Source organism: Aliidiomarina iranensis, from assembly GCF_003987135.1.
In the GTDB taxonomy this organism is placed as follows: domain Bacteria; phylum Pseudomonadota; class Gammaproteobacteria; order Enterobacterales; family Alteromonadaceae; genus Aliidiomarina; species Aliidiomarina iranensis.
This window is the reverse complement of record NZ_PIPJ01000002.1, coordinates 310,817-335,815: the sequence shown is the minus strand read 5'-3', so window position 1 is coordinate 335,815 and position 24,999 is coordinate 310,817. Positions and strand designations below refer to the sequence as shown.

The following is a 24,999-nucleotide window of genomic DNA, read 5'->3' as shown; positions in this document are numbered from 1 at the left end:
AATGAGTGATACCATATTTGATAAAATTATCAATCGAGAAATCCCCGCGGATATCATTTATGAAGATGATATTGCCTTGGCTTTTAAAGATATTAATCCACAGGCGCCGGTGCATTTTTTGATTATTCCAAAAAAACAAATTGCTACGGTTAACGATATTTCGAAAGATGATCGCGAAATTGTTGGCCACTTATATTGGCTTGCGGGTGAAATTGCGCGCAAAGAAGGTTTTGCCGAAGAAGGGTTTCGCACGGTTATGAACTGCAATGAATTTGGTGGGCAAACGGTGTACCACATTCATGTGCATGTGCTGGCAGGAAAACCCTTAGGTTGGCCACCATATCAAGATCGGGTTAAAAAGAACCCGATGGAAGCCTAATATATTGCTGCTGAAGGGCATACCCGATAGCGTTCAATAACAAAAGCCGCAACGATTTAATCGTTACGGCTTTTTTGTAGCTCATTTTTTGTAGCGCAAAACGCACACTGGCCGGTATGGTGAGCTTATTATGAGAACGGCTAAATTCTCAGTGTTTAGTTGTTTTAATCCATAGCGCGGAGGATTAAGCCTTTTAAGTACCAACCCTCTGGATAGTGAATATGCACTGGATGATCCGGGGCTTGGCTGGTTCGCGCTATAATTTGTAAATCACGATTCGCATCTAGACAAGCATCGGCCACTACTTTTTGAAACAGCTCTGAACTTAGTAGGCCAGAGCATGAGAAGGTAAACAAAATACCTCCAGGATTGAGTAATTTTGCCGCGATGCGGTTAATGTCTTTGTAGCCTCGGCAAGCTCGATTCAAACTTGCCTTTGAATCAACAAACTTTGGTGGATCAAGAACGATTACATCAAACCTTTGGCCATTTTCGGCGTAAGTGCGCAGTTGCGTGAATACATCGGCCTTGATGTGCTTTACGTTGCTAGCAGATAGGCCATTCAAGGCTAAATTTGCTGCTGAGGTATCTAGCGCTGCTTGTGACATATCCACGTTTACCACTTCTTTCGCGCCTGCCGCCGCAGCATACAAGCCAAAACCACCGGTATAGGCGAAGCAGTTTAAAACGGTTTTATCTTTTACATAGGGGCGAATAGCTGCGCGGGCATCACGCTGATCCAGATAATAACCGGTTTTATGGCCGCCGATTACATCGACATTGAGCTTGAGCCCATTTTCCTCGATAACAATGGGCTCTTTTGGCGCTTCGCCATGGCGAGCGCCGGTAACCAGTTTTAAGCCTTCTTTTTGTCGCACATCCACATCGGAACGTTCGTAAATACGGCACTCTGGATAAAGCTCATGCAAAACCGCGGTGATCGTTTCTTGGTGAAATGAAGCACCGGCACTGAGCAGTTGCAAAACCAGCACATCGGCATATCGATCAATAGTAACGCCCGGAAGGCCATCGGATTCTCCAGCGATAATACGATAGGCATTTGTAACAGGTGCAACTAGGGTTTCGCGCAGAGCTTGTGCCGCTATGATGCGCTTGCGAAAAAACGCTTTGTTGATTTCCGTGCCTTCGCTGAAGCTCCATATCCGCGCACGAATTTGTGAATGTGGCGAGTAGGCGGCTACGCCCAGGAATTCACCTTTATCGGAAACAACGTTAATGGTGGCCCCGAGTTCCGGCTTGCCCTTTATTTTATGAATCGCACCGCTAAATACCCAAGGATGCCGGCGGCGCAATGATTTCTCGCGGCCACTTTTAATGATAATTTGCTCTGCCATTACATTACTCGCTGGCCAGGTTGTGCGCCATCATGTGGGTTTAAAATATAGATTTCTTTGCCGCCAGGGCCAGCCGCTAGCACCATGCCTTCACTCATGCCGAAGCGCATTTTGCGTGGTTTTAAGTTAGCCACCATCACGGTGAGCTGGCCAATTAAATCTTCAGGGTTGTATGCGGATTTTAAGCCAGCAAATACTTGCCGCTGCTCGCTACCGATATCCAGGGTAAGTTTGATAAGTTTATCAGCACCTTCCACGTGCTCGGCATTCACTATTTTTGCCACGCGCAAATCAACTTTAGCAAAATCATCAAATTCGATTTCTGCGGCAATTGGCTCAAATTCAGGTTGATTATTCGTTTCTGCTACCGCAGTGTTTTCGTCTTTTGCGGCTGGCGCTGCAGTATTGTTGTCTTTTGACGCTTCTAACATACTTTCAATTTTCTCAGTAGGCACCCGTTGCATCAGTGCTTTAAATTTATTTATGCTGTGGCCGGTTAGCGTAATTTGCGCGCTTTCCCAGCTAAAGCTATCGTTTAAAAAGTTTTGTGAATCGGCCGAGAGCTTTGGTACCACAGGCGTGAGGTAGATCATGAGCAAACGGAATAAATGAATACCCATAGAGCACACATCTTGTACCTCCTGCTCTTTGCCCTCTTGTTTCGCGAGTTGCCAAGGTTCTTTTACCGCAATGTACTCGTTGGCACGATCCGCAAGCTTCATAATTTCACGCATCGCGCGGGAAAATTCGCGCTCTTCGTACGCTTGCGCAATGGTGGTAGCGGCAGCTTGGAAATCCGCCAACATAGCCGAGTCATCGATGTTATCGGAAAGTTTGCCGGCAAACTTTTTGCTAATAAAACCGGCACAGCGGCTGGCGATATTAACCACCTTACCCACGAGATCCGAGTTAACCCGCTGCGCGAAGTCGGTGAGGTTTAAATCCAGATCGTCAATACGGCTGCTCAGTTTCGCAGCGAAGTAATAGCGCAAATACTCTGGGTCGAGGTGCTCTAAATAAGTGCGCGCCATGATAAAGGTGCCTTTCGATTTCGACATCTTAGTGCCGTTCACGGTAATAAAACCGTGAGCCCAAACATTCGTAGGCTGGCGGAAATCGGCGCCGCTGAGCATAGCTGGCCAAAACAAGCTGTGGAAATAGATAATATCCTTGCCAATAAAGTGATAAACCTCAGCTGAACTTTCTTTATCCCAAAAATCAGCAAACTCTAAATCATCGCGTTTGGCACAATAGTTCTTAAAGCTGCTCATATAGCCAATCGGCGCATCAAGCCACACGTAAAAGTATTTACCCGGCGCATCTGGAATTTCAAAGCCAAAATAAGGCTTATCCCGGCTAATATCCCATTGTTGCAGGCCTTGCTCGAACCACTCGTTGAGCTTATTGGCCATCTCAGATTGTAACGAACCGGAGCGGGTCCAGGCTTTTAGCATGTCGCCAAAGGCAGGTAAATCAAAAAAGTAATGCTCCGATTCACGCACGATAGGCACAGCACCGGAAACTGCCGACCGAGGATTCTTTAAATCAGTAGGTGCATAGGTAGCGCCACACACATCACAGTTATCGCCGTATTGATCATCGGCACCACAATCAGGGCATTCGCCTTTTACAAAACGATCGGGAAGAAACATTTCTTTTTCTGGATCAAACAGCTGCTCAATCGTGCGCGTTTGAATGTGGCCAGCTTCACGCAGCCGGGTGTAAATTAAATTTGCGAGCTCTTGGTTTTCCGGGCTGTGGGTTGAGTGATAATTATCGAAAGATACGGCAAAATCGGCGAAATCCCGTTGGTGCGCTGCATTCATATCAGCGATCATATCTTCAGGTGCAACACCAAGTTGCTGGGCTTTTAACATGATTGGGGTGCCGTGGGCATCGTCGGCACACACGAAATGACATTCGTTGCCATATAAGCGCTGAAACCGCACCCAGATATCAGCTTGAATATAGCCAAGCAAATGGCCGATATGAATTGGACCATTCGCATAAGGAAGAGCGTTGGTCACTAAAATGCGGCGTTTGTTCTCTGGGGTGCTTGCTTGAGTGCTTGCCTGAATGCTTGCTGCCATATGTGTTCTCTATCAGCCATGTTTACAAAAGAGCTTTATAGTAGCTGAAATGGCGGCTGTTTTCATCAACTCCTGTGGCTTCTCTACGGATATATCACTATCATCAACCATAGAAATAAAACAATGGCTTGCCAGTATTTTAATTAGGCTGCTATTACCTTTAATGAAAGTGAGTAGAAGAGAATGGCCGAGAGCATTCAAGCGATCTGCGCCGAGCTGCGCAGCAATATCTTTCCTGCCGGCTTTGCCGCAGATTGGCTACAGGTGAAGGGCGAAAACGTAACCCTTAGCTTGCCTTTTGCAGCGGTTACTGGGGCTAAGGCCCTGATAGCGAAGGAGCCGAGATTGCAAACTTATCATTGGGATATTCAGTTAGCGATTGAAACCTTACCGGCAAAATCCGGAAAGGCACCGCAAGGCGCTAATTTTCCCAAGATCAAAAATGTTATTGCCATAGGTTCGGGCAAGGGCGGTGTTGGTAAATCTGCGGTAACCTTGAGTTTAGCGAAAGCCTTAGCCGATGAAGGTGCGCGTGTTGGTATCTTAGATGGTGATATTTATGGGCCTTCATTGCCCACTATGCTTGGTAATCAAGGCGAACAATTAACCTTTACTCCGAACCGGAAAATGTTACCTGTGCATAAGTTTTCTATTGAAGGTAATTCCCTCGGTTATTTAGTAGATGCTTCGGCAGCTGCAATTTGGCGTGGGCCGATGGCGAGTAGAGCGGTGGAACAACTGTTTTTTGATACGCAGTGGAGCCAGTTGGATTATCTGCTTGTTGATTTACCGCCAGGAACAGGGGATATTCAATTAACACTTTCGCAGAATTTTCCACTTACCGGCGCCGTTATCGTGACCACACCGCAGAACATTGCATTGGCTGATGCACAAAAAGGCATTGCGATGTTTCAAAAAGTGGATGTGCCCGTGATTGGGCTTGTGGAAAATATGAGTTACTTTGAATGCGGTGCTTGTGGAAACCAAGAGCGCATATTTGGGAGCAAGGGCGGGCTAGATTTAGCCAATAAACATCAGGTGCCATTATTGGGTCAGTGGCCTTTAACAACGGCTTTGCGTGAGAGCTTGGATAATGGTGAACCCCTTGCTCTTAGTGACCCTGGGCATGCGATGAACGGGGTAATTCGGGAATCGGCCCAGCAGTTGGCTGCAAACGCATGGGAACTAACCACGCTAAGCAGGCATGTTGATAGTTGATATAACGGATTAAGGCAAGAGTTTACAGCAACTAAAGAATGAATCGAGCAAACACCAGAATAATAATGACATCAAACAAGAGGGTACTTTGAATGCGCTTAACGGATGCTCAGATTGAGCAGTATTTAGCCGAAGGAATCATTGGTATTGAGCCGGCTCCGCTTTCCAAAGATATTAGCGGAGTTACCGTGGATATTCATTTGGGTGAGAGTTTTCGAGTGCTGCAAGATCATGCCGCGCCGTATATCGATATTAGTGGTCCTAGAGATGAAATCGATGCGGCCATTCAGCGGGTTATGAGTGAGGAAATTCGCTTGGCAGAGGGCGATGCGTTTTTTATTCATCCAGGTGAATTCGCGCTGGCGGTTACCCACGAATCAGTTACGCTGCCGCCACATGTTGTAGGGTGGCTCGATGGGCGATCCTCGCTGGCCCGCTTGGGATTAATGGTGCATGTAACCGCGCATAGAATTGATCCGGGTTGGTCGGGGCAGATTGTATTGGAGTTTTTTAACAGTGGAAAACTTCCCTTGGCCTTGCGGCCACTGATGAAAATAGGTGCACTTAGTTTTGAACTCCTTAGCGAACCTTGCGCGCGCCCTTATAGCCGCAGAGAAGATGCCAAGTATAGAAATCAAAAAGGCGCTGTGGCTAGCCGAATCGGCAACGATGGCACTGAAAATTAGGGTTAAGTATTTACTCGGCACGTTGAAATAAGCGATAACAAAAGTATATTAATTTTTTGTGAATAAAACTCACAAAAATAGCAGGAAAATAAACACAGAAATTAGACAAGCTATTGATGCCTTACTATCTTTATGTAAATGGGCATGCACATGGAATAAAGTAAAGATTCATGTGAGTGCAGCCTAAATAATAAGTGGGCGTTATGAATAATAAGCGTATTGTTCAATATTACTTTAGCCATAAACGACTCATCCAACGGATTGGTCTCGTAGCCATTGCAGTGGCAGTAATGCTGGTTACTTGGCTGGTGTGGTATACCGGCGGCATCAAATACGTTTACTCACACTCCATGTATTTACCCATTCTCGCCGCCGGCTTCATTTTTGGTTGGCCGGGTGGCATCCTCGTTGCGCTAATCGCCGGCCTAGCCTTAGGCCCGTGGATGCCGATTGATACCACAACAGGGGAAATGCAAGAGCTGGCAAATTGGCTCTATCGAATGGGCTATTTCATTTTGATTGGTGGCCTGAGCGGCCTGGTAAACGATAGTGTGAAACGCTACATCGATTACTTGCGCTGGCTTGCTCGCCATGACATCAAAACCAAATTACCGAACCGGAAAAAACTTCTCAAAGATATTCGGGAATTGATAAGTACAGATAAGCCCAAGCGTTTGTCTCGTGAGCGAAATCTACTTATTGTTGTGAGTATTGATAATGTTCGGGAATTGCAGGGGGCTTTTGGTTTTCGGGTTATTCACCAAGTGATTCATGTATCGGCGGCGTCACTTCAAAAGCAGATAGATAAGAAGCTGACACTGTACCGAACTGATAGCAATCAAATCGGCATTCTCCTGCAATCGGCACCAAACGAAATTGAGGCATACCTGAAAAAAGTAATGGGCGTATTAAAATCAACGGTGCGCTTCGATTCTTATTCTGTTTACGTGGCTAGCCACGCTGGGGCGGTATGCATTTCTGCTCATTACGACGAGCCTGAAATTTATCTACAACACGCAGAAATTGCACTTGCTCATGCGTATAAAACGCAACGAGATTATGTCCAATTTTCCTCGTCCTTGGAATTAACCGTGCAACGCAACATTACGTTGCTTGGCGATTTGGCCAAGGCGTTGCGCGCTAACGAACTAACAGTTCATTATCAGCCAAAAATCGATTTAGCGAGTAACAGCGTGTGTGGTGCGGAGGCACTGATACGTTGGCATCATCCTCTATATGGTGATATTTCCCCGAGTGATTTCATTCCGCAAGCGGAGCAAAGCACTTTAATACTGGAAATAACCAAAAATGTGATGACTCAAGTAACGCAGCAAATTAAGGAATGGCGAGAGCAAGGGGTTTCCATTCCAATTGCGATTAATATTTCTTCCCACGATATTATGGATAAGGATTTCGTGGCTCGATTACTGAATGAGCTTGATAAGGCTGATATTCCCGGTGAAATGATCGAAGTAGAGCTCACGGAAGGGGCTTTGATTAATGATTTAGCGCACACTCAATTAGAATTATTGCGTTTGAGCCGGGCGAAAGTAGTGATTTCAGTAGATGATTTTGGTACCGGGTATTCTAGCTTGCAATATCTACATCGCTTACCGATTTCCGTAATAAAAATTGATCGTTCGTTCGTGCAGAATTTACCAAATAATGATGGTGCTCGTCATATCGTTGATGCGGCAATTGGCTTGGCAAAAAATATGGGCATTAAAACAATCGCCGAGGGGGTAGAAACTCCCTCGGCGAATGCTTATTTACGAAAAATTGGCTGCAACTCAGTACAAGGCTTTTACTACACAGCGGCGTTACCCGCGGATAAATTTATTGCTTGGTATCGTGAATTCCAGCCGCTTTCAGTAGATTAATTGTAGTTATCGAACCAATCGATGATGCGATTTAAACGCTCAACTAAATTAATTGGCTTACCGTTGCGGCTAAGACCATGACCTTCATTGGCAAATACCACCAGCTCCACAGGCACATTGTTAGCTTTAAGTGCGAAAAACCATTCTTCGCCTTGGCCTATGGGCGTAATATGATCGCCATCACTGTGAATAATCAAAGTGGGGGTGTTCACCCGATTTGCATATTTTAACGGTGAGCGGCCCCAATAGTAATCATAGTTATCCCAAATTGAGCCTCCAAATTCACGAATCATAGATAACGGCGGAAATGCTTGTGTACCAGCTTCGGATATCCAGTTACTAACACTTCGCTGAGTTACTGCGGCACGGAAACGGTCGGTTTGCGTGGTAGCCCAATTAGTTAAGAAGCCGCCGTGGCTGCCGCCCGTGATAAACACGCGCTCATTGTTCAGCCAAGTGTAGCGTGCCAAAGCAGCATCTAGCGCCACGATATTATCGCGATAATCAGCACCACCGTAATCGAGCCGTACCTGTTCGGCAAAATCTTGGCCGTAACCGCTACTCCCGCGGTAATTTGTAAATACAACGGCATAGCCTCGAGCCCGCATTAACTGCATTTCTTGAAACCATTGATGGCCCCACATACCACCTGGCCCACCCTTGATATTCAAAATAATAGGGTAGGATTGCCCCTGCTGAACGGAAATGGGCCGCAAAAAGAATACATCTAAAATATCGCCGCGCTCGTTTTCCGCTTGAAACACTTCGTACTCAGCTAAATCAAGCTCAGCTTGCAGTGCATCGTTAAACGTAGTGATTTTTTGTGTTTCACCTGCGGTAAATTCTGCAAGGGATGCAGCAGACATAACCTGTGGTAAGTTTGTTTCGTTGTGTTCAACCCAGCTGAGCCGTCCACTTTGACTAATAGCAACATCAGACAGGGAAACGCCTCTGCCGCCTAAATAACGATAACCGCCCTGATTGAGATCTAAGCTTTGCAAGGTTCGGCTACCGCGATCATCTGTTGTAAAGAACAAAGCATTCGCCGCATATTGCAAGCCATTAGGGCTATGGTCCATGGCCTCAGCTAATACTTGATAAGCATCAATAGTTAAATCGTAATGTTGTAAATCAGGCGCGGCGTAAGCATCTTCACGATAGACATAGGCAATGCTATGGTTCCCTGTCCATACTGGGTTTGAAGCGTGGCCAATAGGTGTCGCTAACTCGCGCTCCTCATCATCACAGCGAACAAATATGGACGAACTGAAATAACCATCAGCGGCTTGTGGGTGGCGATTGCTCGCAAAGGTAATACAATCGCCATTGGGTGAATAGCTTGCGCTGCCCTCGTTATAGTTAGTGTTGCCGGTTAAGGATGTGAGTGTTTCGTTGGTTAAATCGTAATGCCATAACCCGATTTTATTGGCATTTAAATAGCCGCCTTGGCGTTTGTATACCGCATCACTAATCACCGTAACATCAGCAGAAGCTTCCGCCTCCTCGGCTTTTTCTAGGGGGTTTTCAACCTCCGCATCAACACTTATGGTTAACAGCAACGCATTCCCATCGGGGTGAATGGCTACATCGCGTATGCTACCTTGCTCAAGGCGCAGAAGCTCTTGTGCTTCACCACCAGATGTGGCGATTTGATAAAGTGCTGTGCCATTATCGCGCCCCGATAAAAACAGCATGCGCTCACCATCAGGGAAAAATATCGGGCTAAAATCGCTTTTTTCACGGGTGAACTGTATGGGGGCTTGGCCGTTTTTGCTTAACCAGATATTACTTTCTCGCGATTGCTTATCTTCAGCTACCGTGGTTTTCACAAAGGCGATTAAGCTTCCATCACTACTCATTTGCGTGTCACTCAAAGCTACGGTGCGGTAGTAATCTTCAGCGGTAATCGGCCGTGGCTCGTGATCATCAGCGAGAGCGGTTACGTTGAAGCCAGCCGTGCCTACAAGCATTGTTGCGAATAGTAAGCGAGAAATTTTGTTCACAACGGGAACACTGGGCTGCAAACGTGAACGAAAGTGAACAGTATTAGAATAATTCATCGTGTTAGTATCCTTCATTTCAACGCAATGGCCGTGCGTGCGCCGCGCCCCGGAAGATAGAATTCATAAAGAGCACATGCATACCATCTAAGTAAGCTCGGAAATTAGGCTCTTGAGTGAAACTGATAATCATGCCATTTCCTTCCGGCTGAACCATCAATAGTGGTTTATGAGCGATTTGCTGCTGCGTTTCAGCCCACATATAGCCACTTGCGAGTACATTATCGGCACCAATATAATTCACTACGTTGCGGCCGTGATTGATCCGCAACGGTGTGTAAATGTCATTACCGATAAACATCGCATGAAGTTCCTCGTGAATGCCGGCAGTGAGCCAGTGCTCTTGATCAACTGCAGTTCGAGCAATAATACCCGAAACCCAATCTGGTTGCGCATTTGGGTTACGGATATGGCGTTGATGCTCATCATCATTATCAATTAACACACCATCAGTACGGCCAGCAGAGGCGAGATCAGCCAGTTCGTTAACTTGTGCCTTTTGTTCCAAAGAGCTATTTAGCAAAGGCGCATCCCCAGAAACTGCAAAGCGAGTTGCGTTACCAAGGGTGATTAACACACCGCCTCGTTGAACCCACTGGCGTAAGTTCTCCCGGCCGCTTTTTCCAAGCGCTTGATCATAACTTCCACCCGAGCTCGCTGGTAGGATAAGTACTTGATAATGCGATAAATCAGCAGCGCGGAGTTGGGCAGGACGAATCGCTGTTACGGGATAGTTGAACTCACGCTCGATAATAAAGCGGGTGCTTCCGGCACTCAACACGCTTGCAGGTTCATCCCAAAGTAAGGCGATATTGGGTGCGTGCATGCGCTTCATATTCACTGAACCCACATTCGGGCCATCTCGCATCCAACTCTTATCTAGGCCAGTTACTTGTGCGCCAGTAGCGCTCGCTAATTGCTGCACGACCGCGGTTAATTCCTCAGGATTACCCGCACGCGGTACAATTAAACTGCCAGCAGGATACTCAATACCGTTTGCATGGGTGAACTTAAGATCTGAACTCCTTACCAGTAATCCTTCGCGCAGCGCAGCCGTTAAAAAGCGGCCACTATTCATATCTCCCCATGGAACAACGAAACCAAACTCAGCGTCGGCGTTCACAACCTCGCCTGGCAAGATACGCTGTGTATTAACAGGCGTTGTGGCCACTCGAGGCTGTTGTTGGCATACATCCATATCCACATTAAACATGAGCGGTAACGACCATGCGGTAACATCATAAATCTGGTCTGGTAAGTTGTTCGCTCTTAAGCGCTCTTGCTCTGCGAGAAATTCTTCATCCATGGGAACATTGGTATCGAGCAGCGTGCGAATTAGGTGATAGCCTGGCTGCGAGGCCTGGACAACATAAGCGCCTTGTTCATAGCTTTCGCCGCAGGCGCGGAAGCCCTCGGTTGCTTGGCCAACTTCAATTCCTTGGGCGACGAGCAATGCCATGAGTTTGCGATTGCCGGCCAGATCCCGGGTATTGCTGAAAATGTAGCTGCGAACGGCACCACGGCTGCCTTGCTCAATACCTTGTTGGCGATAATTATAAAAGCGTTGTAAAAGATCTTGGCGGCGCTGAGAGGCGGTTTCTATCGTAGCCATGAAGGCTACAAAGTTGCGCTGAACGCCATCGGCATAGGTGAGTATTTCGCCATCGCGAGTTTTAAATTCGTGCCCTCGAGCCGAACCCATTTCATACGTCATGGCTAAACTGCCGTGATATAAGGGCCAACTCGCGCCATATCCAGGATAGAAGGCATCAAAAATTTCGCGGGTGAAATAATCGAAACCAAAGGTATCAAACCATAGTGCATTATTTTCACCTACCCAGTTCAAGCCTTCCCGCTGCTCTGAGGTGATAAATGGATTATAAGGATGAGCCTCTGGGGTAAAGTAGTAACTTAAATCACCACCCATTTCGTGAGAATCAACAAAAATTAGTGGGTAGGTTTCCAGTAACGCGGCTACTCGGCCCTTGGTTTCCGGTTGGGTTAGCGCAATCCAATCCCGGTTCATATCGAATAAATAATGATTAGTTCGGCCGTTTGGCCATGGCTCATTGTGTTCAGCCGATAACCTATCCGCAGAGGGTTCAAGGCCCAGAGTGGCATAGTAGCGGCTCACAAAGCGTGCTCGGCCATCTGGGTTTTGTAATGGGTCGAAATAAATAATGGTATTTTCTAGCATACTCTGTGTGCGTTCATCGCTACTGCTTAAAAGATGCCAGGCGGTAACCATAGCTGCCTCGGCAGGTGAAATCTCGTTACCATGAACACTATTTGCTATCCAAACGGAAGCCGGTAGGGATTCAATTAATTGCCGAGCCTCGCGTGAATTGATGCTCCGTGGATCAGCTAATCGCTGCATGTCCGTTTTGATAGCGTTCAATTGCGCGATATTTTCTTCTGAACCGATAGCAGCATAGAACAAGGGCCGGCCTTGCCAAGTTTCACCGTAATCGAATAGCTTCACTTGATCAGGATGAGCCTGGGCTAATGCTTGAAAGTAGGTTTGGATTTGTTCTGGGCTGGAAATACGGCTACCAGCGGGGTAACCCAAAACATCCTCTATGGTGGGTGTGCCGCTGTAACGAGCTTGCGGCCATTCCGGAACAGGTTGTTCGCTCGCCGTTGAAGTGCTCGGCATTCCGCTCAGGGCGAGTGCACTGATAGCCAAGGCTACCGCAGATACTGAAAAGGACAATGATTTCATGAAAAACACCTGTGTGGCTTGTTGTTATTTAAATGAATGAATATCCGTAACGAGTTCCGCGCCTTGGTCTGGAATAAGGTGGTGTGCAGCTTGCACAAGTGCGGCCAACAGTCCGTCCGTGTCGTGTCGGTGAAGTAATTCTTGGTCGGGCTCCACGCAGGAGATAACCGGAATATCTGAATGTAGTGGCGAAACATTGCTGATCGCTAAATCAACAAGTTGATAGCCCAGTTGTTGCTCTAACCACTCAAGTTTAGTTTTAAGTGAAAGGGCACCTGCTGGGCTTTGCTCTGGTACTAGGTTATCGATAAAAATAACCTTAGCCGCTGATTTGGCAATTATAGAAGCCATATCATCCACCAATAAAGGTGGCATCACGGAAGTGAGGAAACTTCCCGGGCCAAGGATAATTAAATCACTGCGTTCAAGGTGATGCAGTGCTTCCGGTGTCGCGTTTACGCGTGGGGATAAGCTTAAGCGTTTTGGCATGTTGCTTAATTCATCGATACGAATCTCACCAAAACATTGCAGGTTATTATCAAGTTCTGCGAGCAAATCTGTTGGTGTTTCTGACATCGGTAGAATTCGGTTGTTTACTTTTAACAAACGGCTCAGTAATTGAATGCCATCGATAGGACGAGCGGAGAGAGCATCAAGTGTGTAAAGCAACAAGTTACCAAGGTTATGGCCATCAAGATTTGAGTTGCTGTTAAAGCGAAAATTCAAAACTTCTTTTGCTAAGGGCTGATCCGCAAGTTGTGACATACAGTTGCGAATGTCGCCCCAAGCGATACATTGGTGATGTTTACGCAACATACCCGTTGCCCCACCGTTATCCGTGGTGCAAACAATTCCAACCAAGCGGCTCTGCAGGAAGGACAGGGTAGACATCACCCGGCCCAAACCATGGCCGCCGCCAATAGCGGTTATTCTGAGTGATTTTAATCGCTTTTTATCACTAGCGGTTTGCGAAGAAATAAGCATTTCACCTTTATTTTTCTTTTCTTGTTTTCATAACTATATAACTTGCGAGCCGAAGAGTGAATAAAAACGAACCGAAGATAGCCAAACAACCGTAAATTCTGGCAAGATAGCAGCGCTTTTTAAGAGGATTTTCATTATGCCGAGCAATCAAAACACCGGAGCGCGTTACTTCGGTGTTCGTTTATATAGCATCCTTCTATACGCCATGATGCCCTTTATTATTTTTTATCTGTGGTGGCATGGTCGCAACAATACCGCTTATCGTGCTCGAATGAAGGAGCGGTTTTGTAGCCAGGCCATTGATAAAAAGTGGCGGGGTGCTGTGGTTTTTCACTGTGTATCAGTGGGCGAGTTTATTGCTGCGCGGCCTTTAATCGATTTGTTTGTGGGTGATGAGAGTGGGCGGCCCGTTGCCATTACGTGTATGACACCAACCGCTTCGGAATTAATTCAAAAAACCTATGGTGATTGGGTTTACCATTGTTACATTCCGTTTGATACACCAAGGGCTGTAAAGCGTTTTCATGCACGGTTACAACCCAGCGCATTGGTGATCATGGAAACCGAGTTGTGGCCGAATTTAGTTTTATACGCACGGCAGAATCAAACGCCTGTTGCTGTGGTGAACGGGCGGATGTCGGCACAATCCGCTCGCGGTTACGTGCGGATGGATTGGTTATTCAAGCGGGCTTGGGAGGCGTTAAATTACTGCGGTGCCCAATCACAAAAGGCCGCCGAGCGCTTTTTAGAGATCGGTGTTACGGAACACGCTTTGGAAGTATCCGGTAACCTCAAGTTTGATATTGCCATTGCCGATTCGGTACTTGCGGATGTGGAGAGTTATCGTGATTTGTTCGGTGATCGCCCGATAATCACCGCCGGTAGCACGCATGAAGGTGAAGAAACACAGATTCTGGCAGCTTTTGCAAAGGTATTGCAGGTAAAACCGAAGGCGTTATTAATTTTAGTACCGCGTCACCAAGAGCGTTTTGATGAAGTAGCTAAACTTATTGAGCAAAACAAGTTTTCCATGGTGAAACGCAGTAGTGGCCGGCCTGTTACTGGAGATACCCAAGTATTACTTGCCGATACCATGGGCGAGCTTCTACTCTGGTATGGCGTGGCGCAAATTACCTTTATCGGAGGCAGCTTAATTGAACGCGGTGGGCACAATCCATTAGAGGCGATTGCCTTTGCGAAACCGCTGATAAGTGGCCGATATGTGTTTAATTTTAGTGAGGTTTATAATCAACTTGATAGCCGACAAGCAGTGCGTTGGGTGAATTCAGCTGATTCATTAGCAGATACTCTGATAGGATTACTCACAACCATTGAAACCGCGGAAAGAATAGGCCGGGATGCGCAGCGGATCTTTTCTGAGCATAGCGGTGCGGCACAGCGGATTTACGTGCGAATTCAACAATTATTGAGCGCATCTTGAATGGCTTGTTTAAGTGAGAAAGTTGAGCTGAGAACATTGCACTAAAAAAGTTGAATTAAGAAAAGCGACGCCGATAGAAGACGTTAAGGATACCATGCTAACCGACCACCAGATTGCAAACCAATACATTCGTGTGCAGGCACCGCCGCTCATCGGTTCACCAGAGTTATGGTTGCAGCCTGAGTTTTGGCAAGGTGAAAATGCTGTAGTGGGGCAATCAACAGGCCGAAATACCGTTTGGTTCGTGAGCGATGGTGAACGGGAGTATGTGCTGCGGCATTATTACCGTGGTGGCCTGCCTGGAAAATTGCTCACCGATCAATTCGTATTTACGGGCCTAGAAAAAACGCGCAGTATGGCTGAGTTTAATTTGTTGGCCACACTTTATGATCTTGGATTGCCGGTGCCGAAACCAATCGCTGCTGGTGTTCAACGCTCTGGGTTTATTTATCGCGCTAATTTACTGATTGAACGGGTAATGAACGCCAATGATGTGTTTCAGGTGCTCCGAACAGAGCCATTAACCGCGAATGCGTGGCAGCAAATTGGCGCGATGATTGCAAATTTTCACCGCGCCGGGCTTTATCATAGCGATTTGAATTGCCATAACATTTTGTGGCAGCGCTGCGATGGCAGTGAAAAACCTTGGCTTATTGATTTTGATCGGTGTGAATTACGAATGCAGGCGCTAGGCAAAACTGCTTGGAAAGAAGCGAACTTGGCGCGCTTAAAGCGTTCACTAGAAAAAGAGCTCGGCCAACAAACAGATTTTTATTGGCAACAAGCAGATTGGCAGGCTCTGATGGCGGGCTACAACAACACTGAATTGAATGAGTAAGAGCGCAAGGGAAAATCGGTAACGGTTCGGTAATATCTAATGAATCAGTGATGCAAATCGAGTACACAAAATAGCAAAAAGCATAATTGAGTTTAACTGGGTTTAATTGAGGCTGGTAATTATGAGAATAAAATTGATAGCCGCAACGTTATTAATTGTTGGCATGTTGGGGTATTCAGTGGCATTACCAAGTTTTGCTGCGCAGAATTCTGCTAACCAGCTTTCGTTTGTATCCGCCTCAGGAACCCAAGCTGAGTTGCAGCCGCACAATTTATGTTTGCGTTCAGCTTCGGCAACACAAACACTTTCTGCTGAGTTTGCTATTACAGCAGAGACAAGAGCCGAGGGGTTGATGATGCGCGAAACCTTGGCGGAAAATGCGGCTATGCTATTCGTATACGATTACACAGCATCTCGAAGCTTCTGGATGTACCGAACCTTAATTCCACTCGATATCGCGTATATTAATGCGCGTGGGGAAATACTCGATATTCAGCAAATGCAGCCTTGCCGCAGTTATTGGAGTAACCGTTGCCCAAGCTACCCAGCCGCCGCACCTTTTTTGTATGCGCTTGAGGTTAATTTAGGCAAATTTGCAGAGTGGGGCGTTAGTGTAGGTGATACCTTGTTGGCGAGTGATTGTGAAACGAGCATAGAGGATGCACAACCATGGCGATAAGCAGAAAAGTAGTGTTAGCCGGCGCACTCGCCGTGTTGATGTCGGCATGTGCGAGTACCGAAAATACAAGCAGCACTCAAAGGCTGGAAACGCCCCCAAGCCTACAAAACCTGAGTAACGCAACTATCGGCCGTTTTTTGATTCAAAACCGCACTCAAGTGAGTGATATTCAACGCTGGTGGGGGCGCCCGCAAGCCCAAGGCGAAAGTGGTGATATCAAGTGGTATAATTACACATGGTTAGGTTCTGCTAGTGGCGCTCAGCGCAGCAAAGATGATGCTAAAATGGTAACCCTCACTGTGTATTTCATGGTAGATACAGGGCTTTTAGCTGATTACGATTTGCAAGTTCGGGATTTCTCAGCTGGCGCACGAAATAATTAATACTAACTACAATATTGCGGTTTGGTTGGTGCATTCAGCAGTTAACTTGGCCCATGTTGTACCGCAATGGAAAAACTCATGGATTACGCTGTACATATTTTCGGTGCCTTAGCACTTATCATTAACTTTATTGGCTACCGCCAAGAAACCATTAATCGCTATCGTTTAGTTTCTGCATTCGCTCTTGCCTGCTTGAGCGTGCATTTCTTTATGCTTGGTGCTTCAGCGGCGGGTATCGGCCTTGCCATCGGAGCCGTGCGCAATATTGTGGCAATGCGTTATCAAAGCGTTGCAATATTACTCGTATTTGTTCTGCTGAATATTGTGTTTTGCTTGTGGGAATGGTTCGTTCTCGAGAACTCCGCCGTATTATTCGTAGCATACACCGCATCGTTGGTGTTTACCGTTGGCTCCGTTATTTTGAAAAGTGCACAATCGATTCGTCGCTGGTTTATTTTAGCTGAATCCTTGATGCTCATTTACTCTATTTTGGTGCTCAGCCCATTTGGCATACTCTTTAATGTCTCGAATTTAATTAGCATCTTTTTGAAGCTCCGCAGTGAAAAGCGGCTAGCTGCCGCCGCTCAAGAGGGCGTATCCGGCGAATTAAGAGCAAAATAATTGAGAAGTGAAAAATAATTGAGAAGTGCAAAATTGACGATACGTTAAATACGAATTGAAGATAAAGAAAGGAAACGAACACATGCGCAAGATATCTAGTTTAGCTTTAACAGTGGCCATGGCATTGGGCTTGGCAGCGTGTTCCGACGGCACGGTAACTGAAGCGAGTGAATTAGAACAACAAAATTCAAGTTATGCGAGTAGCAGTGATTTGCATTCGGGTATTCAGTTGAATAATTTGGATACCGAAGCACGCCCACAAGATGATTTCTTTCAGTATGTAAATGGCCAGTGGCTTGAACGTACCGAAATTCCAAGCGATAGAGCGCGTTGGGGCAGTTTCGATGAGTTGCGTGAGCGTGCAGAAGCTCATGTTCTGGCGATAGTGCAGGAAGCGGCCAATGGTTCCGCGGCTGCGGGCAGCAACCAACAGAAAATTGACGATCTTTACCGTTCATACATGGATAAAGAGCGCATTGAAGCTTTGGGGTTAACGCCTTTAGTGCCAGATTTTGCAAAAATCACAGCGCTTGCATCGCACTCTGAATTGGCCGAGTACTGGGGTGCTCAGCAGCGCTATCGAGCAGGTATTCCGGTTGCTTTGTATGTTGGTCAAGACCAAATGAATTCTGAGCAATATATTACCTCTATGAGCCAATCCGGGTTAGGGCTACCCGACCGCGATTATTACCTGGCAAACGATGAGCGCAACCAGACGCTACGTGAACAGTATCGGCAGTTTATTCAAACTATGTGGAATGAGGCTGGTTGGGAGCAAGCGGAAGCAGCAGCCGATGCGATTTTGGCAATTGAAACAAAAATTGCAGAGGCGCATTGGAGCCGAATTGAAAATCGTGATCGGGTGGCCTCGTACAATAAAATGACACTCACTGAGCTTACTGAAAGTGCACCTGGTTTTGATTGGCAAGCATTTATTGCGGCAGCCGATTTAGCCATTAACGAGATCGTAGTGCGGCAGCCAGATTACATGAGTGCATTTGCTGCAATGCAAAGTACGGTGGCGCTAGAAGATTGGAAAACTTACCTAAAATTTCACACTCTGCGCTCTTCTGCCGGAATGTTAAGTGAAAACTTTGGCAGTGCCAGCTTTGATTTTTATGGCCGAATTTTACAAGGTTTGGAGGAAGAACGATCTCGGGAGCGCAGAGCGGTAAGCACAGTGGAGAGTGTGCTTGGATTCATGGTGGGGGAAGAATATGTAGCACGCCATTTCCAACCGGAAGCGCAAGAACGTATGGCCGAGATGGTTGATAATATTTTGCTAGCCTTCGGTGAGGCTATTGATGACTTAGATTGGATGACTGCTGAAACAAAGCGTGAAGCACATGCAAAGTTAGCTACGTTCACCACTAAAATTGGTTATCCGGAAAAATGGCGTGATTACGATTGTATTACTATTGCAGCAGATGATTTAGTAGGCAATATGCGCCGCTCTGCAGATTGTGAATACGAGCGTATGGTAGCTCGCTTAGGGCAGCCTGTTGATAGCTATGATTGGGGTATGACACCACAAACAGTGAATGCCTATTATCGTTCTACTATGAATGAGATCGTGTTCCCAGCGGCAATTTTGCAACCGCCATTTTTCGATGTAAATGCCGATGATGCAGTTAATTATGGCGCCATTGGTGCTGTAATTGGTCATGAAATCACTCACGGCTTTGATGACCAAGGCCGCCGTTCCGATGGTGACGGAAATCTACGTGATTGGTGGGGTCTGCAAGATGAAGAACAGTTCAGAATGCGTGCTCAGCAGGTGGTTGATCAATTTAGTGCTTTTAATCCAATTGATGATCTATATCTGCAAGGCGCGTTAAGCTTGGGGGAGAATATTGCGGATTTGGGCGGGTTAAACGTGGCCCTGCGCGGTTATCGCAACTCTCTTGCTGGTGCTGAGGCGCAGGTTCTTGATGGTTTTACTGGTGAGCAGCGGTTCTTTATGGGTTGGGGGCAGATTTGGCGGATTAAGTTCCGCGATGAAGCACTGCGCCGGCAAGTGGTAGTGGGGCCCCATTCACCGGGTAAATATCGAGTGCTTGGGCCACTTTCGAATATGCCAGAATTTTATCAAGCGTTTGATGTAGAGCCTGGCGACAAAATGTATCGAAACGATGATGTTCGCGTAACCATTTGGTAGCGCTTGGTATACCCGCTACTTGTGAACCTAGAAACACTGGTTGCCGCCGGTGTTTCTTTGTAATCTAACGGCAGAAGCGCAACGATAGGAATAAGCGTGATGACCAAAACTAATCGAACCATTGATCTACGCAGCGATACAGTAACGCAACCCACAGAAGCGTTGCGTGCGTATATGGCTGCCGCTGCAACTGGTGATGATGTGTATGGCGAAGATCCTACCATTAACGCGCTAGAGAAACGTGTTGCGAAGCTGCTGGATAAGGAATCGGCTTTGTTGTGCACAAGTGGCACTCAAAGCAACCTTATCGCGCTATTAAGCCATTGTCAGCGCGGCGAGGAATATATCGTGGGTGAAGAGTATCATACCTATCGTTACGAAGCGGGTGGCGCTGCGGTGCTAGGTGGTATTGTGCCGCAAACCGTGGCTGTGGAGAATGATGGGAGTTTAGATTTAGCGACAGTGGCGAAAAAAATAAAAGCAGACGATCCGCACTTTCCGATTTCCCGGCTGCTTGCTTTGGAAAACACACACTGCGGTAAAGTTGTTCCCCAGCTCTTTATTAATAATGCTCGCGAACTTTGCGATGAACACGGTTTACAGTTGCATTTAGATGGTGCGCGATTGTTTAACGCGCATATTGCAATGCAACAATCACTGGCTTCGCTTGCGCAACCTTTTGATAGTGTTTCGGTTTGCTTTTCGAAAGGGTTAGGTACGCCAATCGGTTCTGTTTTGGTTGGCAGCGAAGCTTTGATTAAACGGGGCCGCCGCTGGCGAAAAATGCTTGGTGGCGGCATGCGGCAAGCCGGTATTGTTGCAGCTTCCTTAGATTATGCTTTAGATCATCACGTGCAACGGCTGGCTGATGATCATGCGAATGCAGAATCATTAGCGAAGGGATTAGTGGCTTTGAACAGCTCGGCAATTCGCCTAGAACCTGTGCAAACAAACATGGTGTATGTGTATTTCGAGCAGCCGGAACGGGCGCAACAGGTTGCAAGATTTTTAGGGAATGCAGGTATCAAGGTGCCAACTAGTGCGAAAATGCGCCTAGTTACGCACATGAACGTTGAGGCTGCGGATATTCCTTACATTGTGAAAAAGTTTTCAGAAGCGTTAGTTTAACGTTTTAAAAGCTCAAAGTTTAGAAAGCTCAAAGTTTAGAAAGCTCAAAGTTTAGAAAGCTCAAAGTTTAGAAGAAAGTGCTCTCAGCTTTGATCGAATTTATCTGTATGCACACATCTTGGAACCCTTCAAACTAAGATTTTATACTCCTAAAGCCTGGTGGATTTCGGCGTTCATCATATCCGGCAACATAATTTTTCTAGGTAGAAGCAGGTAGAAGGCGTTATTCGGATTTATCGATAACTTCAGCTTCAAACACTCGGCCACTTTCTGCTTCGCCTCTGCCGCCAGAGTAAGAGCTTCCATTGTTGTGTGCAGATTTGCGTGAGTATGGATTACTGGCGTTCGCATTTTGCGCTCGGCGGTGAAAATCAGCCATGCGGCGCTTGGCACGCCAAATCATGATTGGAATGAGTAACCAGCTGAGCAGTAACATAACTACGAACACGGCAAGGCCTACCACAAGTAACATACCAAGCATTACCCAAGCCAGCAGCCGCGCAAAGATACCGTTATTATTTGCTTCTTTTAGCTTGTTCTGCATGGCGGCAGTGTATGCCTTGAATCGGGAACGGTACATCATTTATAAAAGCCTCATTACAAATCTCAGGCTACAGTATACCCAACTTTAGAAGATAATTCAGGTTAACGCGAACACGTTAAAGATTCTTTAATGAGGATTTACAAAGAAGAATTGGTCGGCGTGAGAGGATTTGAACCTCCGACCCCTGACACCCCATGACAGTGCGCTACCAAGCTGCGCCACACGCCGACCGAATGCGCTATGATACGGTTTCGTAGCAAAATGGCAAGCTTCGTTCTTAGGTAAATCGTTTAACTGCTGTAATTTTAAGCATCCTATTTTTATCTGCACAAAGATTTATATACAGTTCACTCAACAAAGCAATGAGTGAGCTGGGGGTGTCTACCCGGCATTAAGTTGTTTCTTGAGGCTACGTTTATCCTCCAAAGCGTTGCAGTTCACGCAAGCTTTGAATAAATACTGGAGTTGGCGGAACGGCACCGGGAACAAACTCACCGGCGGCATTAAACAACTGCATATCGCCATTCTCATCGATGACGGTGGTTTGATTACTCTCAAAAATGTAGATGTAGGGGCGCACACTCATAACTCTTGGGAGGTTTCGTGTTTCTGAGCGCATATCTTGACCGTTGGTGAAACTCCGGAAGCCTTCAGCGCAGGCCATAAAGTGGCTCAGGGCAGTGGGTAAGATATCCTCTAAATTAGATATTTGCCGTGTAGGGATCGGCATATTCATTGTCATCAGAGGCACCTGTAGGCTTTGCGGATCAACATTAACCATACCTCCCGCCACTTGTTGATTCGTTAGGGCGGTTATTATGATCCGCTGAGTGCTTGGCTGTGCGGCTAAAAATTCGGCGATTTCATCTACATTGGCATTGGCGGCCAGAACCACATCTAAATTAAAATTATAATTAACTGCACCCGTAAACTCCGTGAGCTTGTTTGCAACGGCATTGGGAAATGCAACTTCGGAAAAATCACTTGTGCTGAAGATACGGATAGGGCTATTGAAATCATTCATGATACCAAAATAGGCCGGCTCTGCGTTTTGTTGCTTGAGGCTCTCGGTATATAAATCAGGCATGCCGTACAGCAAAGTAGTTACCGCCGTAACTAAATCACGCTGGCCTAAATGACGATGATGATGGGATTGGAGTTCAGGCACGGCTTGCAGTAAACGCTGCTGTTTATCCGTTGCTAGTGAATCAAAAGCAATAACAGTAACGCCGTGAGTGTTGGTTAGTTTGTTACATAGCATGGGCGCACTCGGGTAACGTGCCACTAATTTTTGATTACCGGTAAGCCTATCGCGTTGCGATTGAAAACCTTCCACTGTTATCCAGCCATGGCGAGCCATCAATGATTTTGCCGTGGTGGGGTAGGATAACGGGAATAAATCATCCTGTTGGGTGATCGGAGTGTAAATCGTTGCATCAGCCCAAATATGCGTACTGTGGCTCACTAAAAAAGAGCCAATAAAAACAGCAGCTAGAATTTTAGCGAACTTTTTACCTTGAAGTTCGGCATGACGCTTCCAGCTTAAGTTGGCTAATATCAGCTGTAATCCGAGGATGAAAAGGAAAGAAAAGATTACCGCCAAGAGCATCACAAAACTGCCGCCTGGAAACCACTCTTCGGCATCGGTTGTAAGCTGAGTTAAAGAATAGGTGTTTAAATGAAATCCGTATTGCCCAAAAAAGATCGCATCGAATAACAGCGCGAAGACACCCACACTCGCAACTATTGCAGCGTAACCTCGCAAAATACCGGAGTAAGGCAATATTAAGCAAAGCGGAAAAACCAGAAGAATAAAGAAAACAAAAGGTAAAAAAGCGAAGTGACCAAGCCAACTCACGAGCAAGTATCCGGTGGCTAGTGCTGAACTATCTGAGAGCGCGCTTTGCACGTAAAACAGGCCGATAATAAGGCAAATAAAAATGTTCGCGAGTGTGAACCAATGGCCCCAACTCACAAGCTTTGCAATGCGATCTCTTTGCTTATGTTTACCCATGGCCGCCTTCTTTTTATTGTTCTTTGGCTACTGATTGTAGCAGTATTTGACCGAACTGCTTGGCGATAGCCTGACGTTTTTCTGCTGGAACATGCTCCTGTAGAATATGAGTAACTACATTTCCGAGTGTCATTAAGGCTAAATCATTGGGTGCTTTGTCATTGGCAAAGATATCGAGAATGCTATCAATGAGCTGGTCTTGGCGTTCTTGATCGTATTTTGAAACAATCGGCATGATGGTGGCCTCGGCTCCATGTTAGAATAATGGTAAGTTTAACATAAATCAGATAGTTGCATAGCGAGAGTGCCATGACATTAAGTGTTTCTGCGAGTATTGTTCACCAAGTTTATCAAGATCCGGCAGGTGATTTCGGATTACGTTTCTCACCTGCTGCTTTAAACAGTGAAGCGGAAGTAGCCACCTTATTGGATGAAATGAATGAGGTTTACAATGCTAAGCCAAGCAAGGGGTATGCTAGTTTTATTGGCGCGGATGATCCTTTGTATGCCGATGCACGAGATTCCGGTGAAGTAGTTCCTGAGCCTGAATTCCCCAAGTTACTAGCTGATTGGCTTTCACAAGATACTGATTTTGTAAACTTTTCTCAGCAGGTTGCCCGCCTTTTACAACAAGAGCTTTCCCGCTATTCATTCGCAGAATCAGGTTTTTTGCTGCTCGCGGATTATCAGGAAGCATCTGAACGCTTTTTGTTAGTTAGCTTTTTGCCGGTTCGGGAGGGTGTCATGGTGCAGCCGGATTTGAGTGTAAATAAATCGGCTCAACTGGATGTAACTAAGGTGCAATTAGCGGCGCGAATCAATCTTACCGAGTTTCAAGCAAAAGCTGATGACTTTTATTATGTTTCTTTTATCAAGGGAAAAACGGGCCGAAAAACTGCTGAGTTCTTCCTCGATTTTTTGGGTTGTGTAGAACGAGTAAATTCCAAAAGCAGTACCAAACAGCTTGTGGATACGGTGCAAGCATTCGTAAAAGAAGCTGAAATCACGGAAGAGGATGCTAACAATATTCGGAAAAGTGTATTTGAATATTGTGGCGAGCAGTGGCAACGGGGCGAACAAGTGCAAATGCGGGATTTAGATGAGCGTTTGCAGGAACAAGGTGCAACTTCTTTGCAAGCATTCAGTGAAAGCAAGGGTAAAGAAATCCCTGAGAGCTTTCCTGCAGATCGAAGTAGTTTACGGCAATTAGTGAAATTTCAAGGGCAGGGCGGTGGCTTAAGTATGGCTTTTGATCAAAGTATGCTTGGCCAACGGGTTGTTTATGATGTTGATACGGATACCCTCACGCTTAAGGGCACGCCGCCTAACTTACGCGACCAGCTACGGCGTTATTATGGTATGAACGATTAATAAGCCGATATTTTTCACTGACGTGAAGCAAGGAAAGAAATGCTGAAAGAACGAAGTGCTGAAAGAGCGAATATAAAATGAAAGGGCTGAAAATTTTTTCAGCCCTTAACAATCTTCATCATTGAGCGGTGCCTAAAATGAATGGCAGTTACTCTTTGCTTTCAATACCCTGAGGCACAATTTGAATTGCATGTAGGCCTTTTGGGCCCTCTTCGAGTTCAAAATCAACTTCTTGGCCTGCCTTTAGGGTGCGGTAACCTTCCATTTGAATGGTGGAATAATGTGCGAAAATATCGCCGCTACGTTCTTCAGATTCAATAAATCCGAAGCCTTTTGAGTTATTGAACCACTTGACTTTACCGGTAGCCATACTTCTACTTCCTTTTTACGTATTGTGTATTGTTGTTACTGCATGTGGCACACCTATTATTATTTAGGAGGGTGTGCA

Annotated in this window: 21 protein-coding genes and 1 tRNA gene; 12 read left to right on the top strand and 10 right to left on the bottom strand. The window is 46.2% G+C overall.

The features are described 5' to 3' along the window. Position 1: 1 nt before the first annotated feature. Entirely contained in the window at positions 2–379 is a 378-nt protein-coding gene (locus tag CWE08_RS04640; protein ID WP_126766065.1) for a histidine triad nucleotide-binding protein, read from the top strand. Between the two features lie 164 nt (positions 380–543). Here CWE08_RS04640 and CWE08_RS04635 read toward each other — a convergent pair whose 3' ends face one another. Next, positions 544–1,734, bottom strand: coding sequence for a class I SAM-dependent rRNA methyltransferase (locus CWE08_RS04635; protein ID WP_126766062.1), 1,191 nt, complete (start codon positions 1,732–1,734; stop codon positions 544–546). Next, entirely contained in the window at positions 1,734–3,824 is a 2,091-nt protein-coding gene (gene metG, locus CWE08_RS04630; protein WP_126766060.1) for a methionine--tRNA ligase, read from the bottom strand. Before metG ends, CWE08_RS04635 begins: the two co-directional genes overlap by 1 nt. 183 nt (positions 3,825–4,007) lie before the next feature. Between metG and apbC the strand changes: the two genes are divergently transcribed. The 3 genes from apbC to CWE08_RS04615 all read left to right on the top strand — a co-directional run bounded on the left by apbC (position 4,008) and on the right by CWE08_RS04615 (position 7,608). After that, positions 4,008–5,042, top strand: a complete 1,035-nt coding sequence (apbC, locus tag CWE08_RS04625; RefSeq protein ID WP_126766057.1) for an iron-sulfur cluster carrier protein ApbC — start codon at positions 4,008–4,010, stop codon at positions 5,040–5,042. 92 nt (positions 5,043–5,134) lie between these two features. Continuing rightward, positions 5,135–5,728, top strand: a complete 594-nt coding sequence (dcd, locus tag CWE08_RS04620) for a dCTP deaminase (protein WP_126766055.1) — start codon at positions 5,135–5,137, stop codon at positions 5,726–5,728. A gap of 203 nt (positions 5,729–5,931) precedes the next feature. After that, complete coding sequence (locus CWE08_RS04615) at positions 5,932–7,608, top strand: putative bifunctional diguanylate cyclase/phosphodiesterase (RefSeq protein ID WP_126766052.1); 1,677 nt, start codon at positions 5,932–5,934, stop codon at positions 7,606–7,608. Here the strand turns inward: CWE08_RS04615 and CWE08_RS04610 are convergent. The 3 genes from CWE08_RS04610 to CWE08_RS04600 are packed head-to-tail and all read right to left on the bottom strand — an operon-like array spanning position 7,605 to position 13,374. Continuing rightward, the gene (locus CWE08_RS04610) at positions 7,605–9,668 is read right to left on the bottom strand and encodes a S9 family peptidase (RefSeq protein WP_198677078.1); all 2,064 of its coding nucleotides are present in this window, start codon (positions 9,666–9,668) and stop codon (positions 7,605–7,607) included. The genes CWE08_RS04615 and CWE08_RS04610 overlap by 4 nt on opposite strands. A gap of 19 nt (positions 9,669–9,687) precedes the next feature. Continuing rightward, positions 9,688–12,390 carry a M14 family zinc carboxypeptidase gene (locus CWE08_RS04605; RefSeq protein WP_126766049.1) on the bottom strand — a complete coding sequence of 901 codons (2,703 nt, stop codon included), beginning with the start codon at positions 12,388–12,390 and terminating at the stop codon, positions 9,688–9,690. Positions 12,391–12,414: 24 nt separating this feature from the next. Beyond that, positions 12,415–13,374 carry a gluconeogenesis factor YvcK family protein gene (locus tag CWE08_RS04600; RefSeq protein WP_126766047.1) on the bottom strand — a complete coding sequence of 320 codons (960 nt, stop codon included), beginning with the start codon at positions 13,372–13,374 and terminating at the stop codon, positions 12,415–12,417. A gap of 136 nt (positions 13,375–13,510) precedes the next feature. On the opposite strand from CWE08_RS04600, the gene waaA reads away from it, so the two are divergent. The 7 genes from waaA to ltaE all read left to right on the top strand — a co-directional run bounded on the left by waaA (position 13,511) and on the right by ltaE (position 20,622). Further along, entirely contained in the window at positions 13,511–14,815 is a 1,305-nt protein-coding gene (waaA, locus tag CWE08_RS04595) for a lipid IV(A) 3-deoxy-D-manno-octulosonic acid transferase (protein ID WP_126766045.1), read from the top strand. Between the two features lie 94 nt (positions 14,816–14,909). Then, positions 14,910–15,653 (top strand): 3-deoxy-D-manno-octulosonic acid kinase, encoded by a 744-nt coding sequence (locus CWE08_RS04590; protein WP_126766043.1) that lies wholly within the window; start codon positions 14,910–14,912, stop codon positions 15,651–15,653. A gap of 121 nt (positions 15,654–15,774) precedes the next feature. Continuing rightward, entirely contained in the window at positions 15,775–16,332 is a 558-nt protein-coding gene (locus CWE08_RS04585) for a DUF192 domain-containing protein (RefSeq protein ID WP_126766041.1), read from the top strand. Further along, complete coding sequence (locus CWE08_RS04580) at positions 16,323–16,715, top strand: hypothetical protein (protein WP_126766039.1); 393 nt, start codon at positions 16,323–16,325, stop codon at positions 16,713–16,715. The genes CWE08_RS04585 and CWE08_RS04580 overlap by 10 nt, the downstream gene beginning before the upstream one ends. 78 nt (positions 16,716–16,793) lie before the next feature. Beyond that, positions 16,794–17,336, top strand: a complete 543-nt coding sequence (locus tag CWE08_RS04575; protein ID WP_126766037.1) for a YgjV family protein — start codon at positions 16,794–16,796, stop codon at positions 17,334–17,336. An 82-nt stretch (positions 17,337–17,418) separates the two neighbouring features. Next, entirely contained in the window at positions 17,419–19,494 is a 2,076-nt protein-coding gene (locus CWE08_RS04570; RefSeq protein ID WP_126766036.1) for a M13 family metallopeptidase, read from the top strand. A 99-nt stretch (positions 19,495–19,593) separates the two neighbouring features. Further along, positions 19,594–20,622 (top strand): low-specificity L-threonine aldolase, encoded by a 1,029-nt coding sequence (gene ltaE / locus CWE08_RS04565; RefSeq protein WP_126766034.1) that lies wholly within the window; start codon positions 19,594–19,596, stop codon positions 20,620–20,622. A 223-nt stretch (positions 20,623–20,845) separates the two neighbouring features. On the opposite strand, the gene CWE08_RS04560 is transcribed toward ltaE, so the two are convergent. The 4 genes from CWE08_RS04560 to CWE08_RS04545 form a co-directional block, all read right to left on the bottom strand. Then, a complete protein-coding gene (locus tag CWE08_RS04560) occupies positions 20,846–21,205 on the bottom strand; it encodes a hypothetical protein (RefSeq protein WP_126766032.1) in 360 nt (119 codons plus the stop codon). Between the two features lie 112 nt (positions 21,206–21,317). Further along, a tRNA-Pro gene (locus CWE08_RS04555) sits at positions 21,318–21,394 on the bottom strand. A 187-nt stretch (positions 21,395–21,581) separates the two neighbouring features. Continuing rightward, positions 21,582–23,180, bottom strand: coding sequence for a DUF3413 domain-containing protein (locus tag CWE08_RS04550; RefSeq protein WP_126766030.1), 1,599 nt, complete (start codon positions 23,178–23,180; stop codon positions 21,582–21,584). A 13-nt stretch (positions 23,181–23,193) separates the two neighbouring features. Continuing rightward, positions 23,194–23,415, bottom strand: a complete 222-nt coding sequence (locus CWE08_RS04545) for a YejL family protein (protein WP_126766028.1) — start codon at positions 23,413–23,415, stop codon at positions 23,194–23,196. Positions 23,416–23,489: 74 nt separating this feature from the next. Here CWE08_RS04545 and yejK point away from each other — a divergent pair, with 74 nt between their 5' ends. Next, positions 23,490–24,551 carry a nucleoid-associated protein YejK gene (gene yejK / locus CWE08_RS04540; protein ID WP_126766026.1) on the top strand — a complete coding sequence of 354 codons (1,062 nt, stop codon included), beginning with the start codon at positions 23,490–23,492 and terminating at the stop codon, positions 24,549–24,551. A 148-nt stretch (positions 24,552–24,699) separates the two neighbouring features. Here the strand turns inward: yejK and cspD are convergent, their stop codons facing one another. After that, the gene (gene cspD / locus CWE08_RS04535) at positions 24,700–24,921 is read right to left on the bottom strand and encodes a cold shock domain-containing protein CspD (RefSeq protein WP_126766020.1); all 222 of its coding nucleotides are present in this window, start codon (positions 24,919–24,921) and stop codon (positions 24,700–24,702) included. Between the last annotated feature and the right edge of the window lie 78 nt (positions 24,922–24,999).